Raw genomic sequence first — 3,790 nt, 5'->3', positions numbered from 1 at the left:
GGGCGCCACCGCCTCCCGCAGCGGCTTCAGCGCCGACTCGAAGTCCGCATGCCGGGACGCCACCTCGCACACCGCCTCGATCGCGGCGCGCGTGCCGTCCTTCGCCAGCCGCACACAGGTGTCGACCACCGACCGCGCGGTGGCGCCCGGCGCACACGCCGCCGCGACGGCCGCCGCGAACACGCCCGCCGCCTCCCTGCCGTACGACGACTGGTGGGCGCCCGCGATGTCGAGGGCCTCGGCGTACGCGCCCCTCGGGTCGGCCGCGTTGACCAGGCCGACCGGCGCCATGTACATCGCGGCACCGCAGTTGACGATGTTTCCGGCGCCGGCCTCGCGGGGGTCGACATGGCCGTAGTGCAGCCGGGCCACCAGCCACTTCTCGGCGAGGAAGACCCGTTGCAGAGGGAGGGCCTCCGCCTCCAGTTCCGGGATCCAGCGCGGGGTGGTCATCATGTCGGGGACCAGGTGCTCGGCGATCGCGTACGCGTCGAGGTGGTCGCGGACCCGCTCGTACACCCGCACCAGCGCGTGCGTCATCAAGGTGTCGTCGGTGACGTGGCCGTCGCCCTTGTGGTAGGGGGCGATCGGGCGGGCGGTGCGCCAGTCGTCGCCGTTCCAGGGGCCGACGATGCCGTGGACGCGGCCGCCGTGACGTTCGAGGATCTGCTCCGGGGTGTAGCCCTCGACCGGGCCGCCGAGGGCGTCGCCGACGGCGGCGCCGACCAGGGCGCCGGTGATGCGTTCCTCCAGACCCGCGTCGGTATGCGGCACTGCGTGGCGATGGGGTTCCATAGGGGGCGTCATGCCCGAATCATCCTCCGGGGGCGGCGAGTTCCGTGGCTGCGAGAAGTTCGGCGAGGTGTACGAGATCCGTACCGGTGAGGCGGGGCAGGGCGCAGCCGGAGAGGGTGCGGCAGGCGTCCCGCCAGGTGTCGGGGACGGCGGCGGCGCCGCCGAGCGCGCCGGTCAGGGCTCCGGCGAGCGCGGGCGCGGAGTCGGCGACCCGGGAGAGGCAGGCGGCGGCGGGGACGGCCTCGGCGATCCGGCCGCGGGCGGCGGTGGCCAGGGCGAGGGCGCAGACGGCCTTCTACGGGGACATGTCTCGGAGCTCCTTGCGGAAGAAGGAGGCGCGCGGGGGCGGCGCCCGAGACGTGGGGTGGCGAGCCTCCCCTCCCGCGCCAGCAGCGCCCCGCCCCGGGGTGCCTGCCATGCGGGGCGTCCAATGGGCTGAGGCGCGGCCCCTGGGCAAGGACTCCGGGGAGTGGGCCCAAGGCCTCTGAAGAGTGGAGCCTGTGGATAACTCTGAGGCTGTCGGTGCGGGCGCCTATCGTGGCAGGGGCTGGAGGAAGCGCGGACGGCACGGAGCCCGGGGCGCGAGGCACGGGGCACGCAGGCACGGGGGACGGACGATGATCGGGACGGGCGGGACGAGTGTGATGGCGGACGAGGGCAGGACGACGGCAGGGCAGGACGACGGCGAGGCCGCGCCGACCACCCCATGGGCGGACGACAGCGGGACGACGCCGACGGCGGGCCCGGGCACGGGGCGGCCGGCGGAGAGCGAGGCACTGGCCGTGCTCCACCGTGTCTTCGGCTACGGCGCCTTCCGGGGCGAGCAGGAAGCGATCATCGACCATGTGGTGGCGGGCGGTGACGCCGTCGTCCTCATGCCGACCGGCGGCGGCAAGTCCCTCTGCTACCAGATCCCGGCCCTGGTCCGCCCCGGCACGGGCATCGTGGTCTCCCCCCTGATCGCGCTGATGCAGGACCAGGTGGACGCCCTGCGGGCCCTCGGCGTGCAGGCGGGGTTCATCAACTCCACGCAGGACTTCGACGAGCGGCGCGTCGTCGAGGCGCAGTTCCTCGCCGGTGAGCTGGACCTGCTCTACCTCGCCCCCGAGCGGCTGCGCATCGACGCCACCCTCGACCTGCTCGCCCGTGGCAAGGTCTCCGTCTTCGCGATCGACGAGGCGCACTGCGTCTCCCAGTGGGGGCATGACTTCCGGCCCGACTACCTGGCCCTGTCGCTGCTGGGGGAGCGCTGGCCCGACGTCCCGCGTATCGCGCTCACGGCAACCGCGACCCGCGCCACGCACCGGGAGATCACCGAGCGGCTCGCCATGCCGCAGGCGCGGCACTTCGAGGCCAGCTTCGACCGGCCCAACATCCAGTACCGGATCGTGCCCAAGGCCGACCCGAAGAAGCAGCTGCTGTCCTTCCTGCGGCAGGAGCACCCGGGCGACGCCGGCATCGTCTACTGCCTGTCCCGCAACTCGGTCGAGCGGACGGCCGAGTTCCTGAGCGGCAACGGCATCCAGGCGGTGCCGTACCACGCGGGGCTCGACGCGGGCACCCGCGCGGCGCACCAGTCGCGGTTCCTGCGTGAGGAAGGGCTCGTGGTCGTCGCCACGATCGCCTTCGGTATGGGCATCGACAAGCCCGACGTACGGTTCGTCGCCCACCTGGACCTGCCGAAGTCGGTCGAGGGCTACTACCAGGAGACCGGCCGCGCCGGCCGCGACGGGCTGCCGTCCACGGCCTGGATGGCGTACGGGCTGAACGACGTCATACAGCAGCGCAAGCTCATCCAGGGCTCGGAGGGCGACGAGGCGTTCCGCCGCCGGGCCGCCGCCCACCTCGACGCCATGCTGGCGCTCTGCGAGACCGCCCAGTGCCGGCGCGGACAGCTCCTGCGCTACTTCGGCCAGGAACCGAACCCCGGCGGCTGCGGCAACTGCGACACCTGCCTCGTACCGCCGGAGACCTGGGACGGCACGGTCGCGGCGCAGAAGGTGCTGTCCACGGTGGTGCGGTTGCAGCGGGAGCGCGGGCAGAAGTTCGGGGCCGTGCAGATCGTCGACATCCTGCTGGGCAAGCGGACGGCGAAGGTCATCCAGTTCGACCACGACCAGCTGTCCGTCTTCGGGATCGGCGCGGAGCTGTCCGAGGGCGAATGGCGTGGTGTCGTACGGCAGTTGCTCGCGCAGGGGCTGCTCGCGGTGGAAGGGGAGTACGGCACGCTGGTGCTCACCGAGGACAGCGGGGCGGTGCTGCGGCGGGAGCGGGAGGTGGCGCTGCGCAAGGAGCCGAAGAAGCCGGTGACCTCGCGGTCGGCGTCGGGCTCGGGTTCGGGTTCGGGTTCGTCGGGGTCCGGGCGCGGGGAGCGGAAGGCCAAGGCGGCCGTCGCGGAACTGCCGGAGGAGCTGCTGCCGGTCTTCGAGGCGTTGCGGGCGTGGCGCGCCGAGCAGGCTCGCGAGCAGGGCGTCCCGGCCTATGTGATCTTCCATGACGCCACGCTCCGGGAGATCGCCTCGCTCGGACCCACGTCCGTGGCCGAACTCGGCACCATCAGCGGCATCGGCGAGAAGAAGCTGGCCACGTACGGGGAGGGCGTGCTCGGGGTGCTCGCGTCGCTCGGCGGCGGGACGTCCCAGGAAGCACCGACAGCCGCGTCCACGGGGACGGCAGGCTCGGCGGGGGCTTCCGGAGGATCGGCACGCTCGTCGGAGGCTTCCGGAACAGCGGGAGGTTCGGCGCGTGAGGGGGGCGCCGGGGGTGCGGACGGCTCCTTCGACTGGCCGGAGGACGAGCCGGAGCCGGATTACGACGACTGGGCCTGAGGTCTGCCGCTTCGGTCGGCGTCGGGTCCGCAGAGCTGCCGGGTGCGGTGGTCGTGGGCCCGACGGTGCCCCCGGGCGGTGGTGAGGCGGCTGGGTGGTGAGGCTGGTGCCTGGAGGTCAGGGTGCCCCGAGCAGGGTCGCGACCGCTGCTCGGGCGTGATGGGCCG

2 protein-coding genes and 1 pseudogene are annotated in these 3,790 nt (G+C 73.3%); 1 reads left to right on the top strand and 2 read right to left on the bottom strand.

Features of this window, described 5'->3' with window-relative positions; genetic code table 11:
• Both AOK23_RS40425 and AOK23_RS51015 read right to left on the bottom strand, forming a co-directional pair.
• Window positions 1-795 (bottom strand): ADP-ribosylglycohydrolase family protein (locus AOK23_RS40425; RefSeq protein ID WP_169800380.1); only part of this gene is annotated, 795 nt, incomplete at its 3' end.
• 19 nt (window positions 796-814) lie between these two features.
• Window positions 815-1,078, bottom strand: a pseudogene (locus tag AOK23_RS51015) (ADP-ribosylglycohydrolase family protein); the annotation flags it as partial.
• A gap of 334 nt (window positions 1,079-1,412) precedes the next feature.
• Between AOK23_RS51015 and recQ the strand changes: the two are divergent.
• On the top strand, window positions 1,413-3,623 hold the full coding sequence (gene recQ, locus AOK23_RS40415) for a DNA helicase RecQ (protein ID WP_240496786.1): 2,211 nt from the start codon (window positions 1,413-1,415) through the stop codon (window positions 3,621-3,623).
• Window positions 3,624-3,790: the final 167 nt, after the last annotated feature.

This window comes from Streptomyces torulosus (genome assembly GCF_001419765.1).
Lineage (GTDB): Bacteria > Actinomycetota > Actinomycetes > Streptomycetales > Streptomycetaceae > Streptomyces > Streptomyces torulosus.
This window is presented reverse-complemented; position numbering and strand designations above follow the sequence as displayed.

Bases quoted from the DNA above. Each gene is read 5' to 3' on its own strand.
- recQ (WP_240496786.1), top strand. From the start codon at position 1,413: ATGATCGGGACGGGCGGGACGAGTGTGATGGCGGACGAGGGCAGGACG.